The sequence below is a fragment of the Staphylococcus sp. HMSC035D11 genome, from assembly GCF_001836075.1.
GTDB classification, from domain to species: Bacteria; Bacillota; Bacilli; order Staphylococcales; family Staphylococcaceae; genus Staphylococcus; species Staphylococcus hominis.
Genome location: NZ_KV827271.1, coordinates 1 through 1,162, shown reverse-complemented (window position 1 = coordinate 1,162; position 1,162 = coordinate 1). Strand labels below are relative to the sequence as shown.

At 30.1% G+C, this 1,162-nt stretch carries 2 protein-coding genes; one reads left to right on the top strand and one right to left on the bottom strand.

From position 1 onward, the window contains the following. Nucleotides 1–83 precede the first annotated feature (83 nt). A complete protein-coding gene (gene lexA / locus HMPREF2647_RS08435) occupies nt 84–704 on the bottom strand; it encodes a transcriptional repressor LexA (RefSeq protein ID WP_002449099.1) in 621 nt (206 codons plus the stop codon). A 143-nt stretch (nt 705–847) separates the two neighbouring features. On the opposite strand from lexA, the gene sosA reads away from it, so the two are divergent. Beyond that, nucleotides 848–1,081: a DNA damage-induced cell division inhibitor SosA gene (gene sosA / locus HMPREF2647_RS08430; RefSeq protein ID WP_017174664.1), complete on the top strand. Its 234-nt coding sequence runs from the start codon at nt 848–850 to the stop codon at nt 1,079–1,081. The last annotated feature ends 81 nt before the right edge of the window (nt 1,082–1,162 follow it).

Genomic DNA, 1,162 nt, shown 5'->3' with positions numbered 1-1,162 from the left:
TATACAGATACTTTATGTCCCAGCCTCTTTTTGTATATTAAACATATATATAAGAGATTTTAACGTAACAAACAAGAGATAAACTACAATTCTCTATAAAGACCAATAACTTTACCGATAACTGTTACATTATCTAAGTAAATAGGACTCATAGCACTATTTTCTGGTTGTAAACGATATCGATTTTTTTCTTTAAAAAAACGTTTTACAGTAGCTTCATCATCTTCAGTCATTGCTACGATAATATCTCCATTTTCAGCAATAGTTTGGCTTCTTACAATTACTTTATCTCCGTCTAAAATACCCGCTTCAATCATACTTTCACCGATAACATTTAAAATAAACACATCACTATTGTGTGTGGATGTTAAATGTTCTGGTAATGGAAAGTATTCTTCTATATTCTCTACTGCTGTAATTGGAACTCCAGCTGTAACTTTACCGATAACAGGAACATAGATAGTTTCTTCTCTAGTCATATCATTATTTTGATCACTCACGATTTCAATTGCTCTAGGTTTAGTAGGATCTCTTCTAATATATCCTTTTTCTTCTAATCTAGATAAATGACCATGCACAGTTGAACTTGAAGCAAGACCAACAGCTTCACCAATCTCTCTTACACTTGGTGGATAACCTTTTATTTGAACAACATGTTTAATATAATCATAAATCTCACTTTGTCTTTTAGTTAACTCTCTCATATATAGGCACTCCCTAAGTTTATTTTAATATAGTATAGCATTTTTTGATTTTTTAAACAAACATTTGTTCGTAATACTATTGACTAGGAACACTCGTTCTGTTAAAGTATTTATACAAACAAATGTTCTAGGAGTGAAAATAAATGCTTAGTAATTATACTAGTAATATCATTAAAAATATAATTGTTCTAGTAGTATCTTGCATCGTTTTTCTGGTGTTTTTTACTAACTTATATCAGAACGCTCATACGGAACACATGTACGAAATTACCGATCATACGATCCCTAAAAAAGCGATTTTAAACGATGATTATAAGAACGATATACCCGATAATACAGAACAAACAGACTATAAAGTGTTCGCCTTAGTTAAATAAATATTTAAGAGATATAGATAAAAAGTTATTACTTCTAAGAAATGGGAATAGAGGCTGGGACATAATTCCTAACAAAATAGC

Excerpts from the sequence above, each read along its gene's own strand:
- lexA (WP_002449099.1), bottom strand. The coding sequence starts at position 704 with ATGAGAGAGTTAACTAAAAGACAAAGTGAGATTTATGATTATATTAAA.
- sosA (WP_017174664.1), top strand. The coding sequence starts at position 848 with ATGCTTAGTAATTATACTAGTAATATCATTAAAAATATAATTGTTCTA.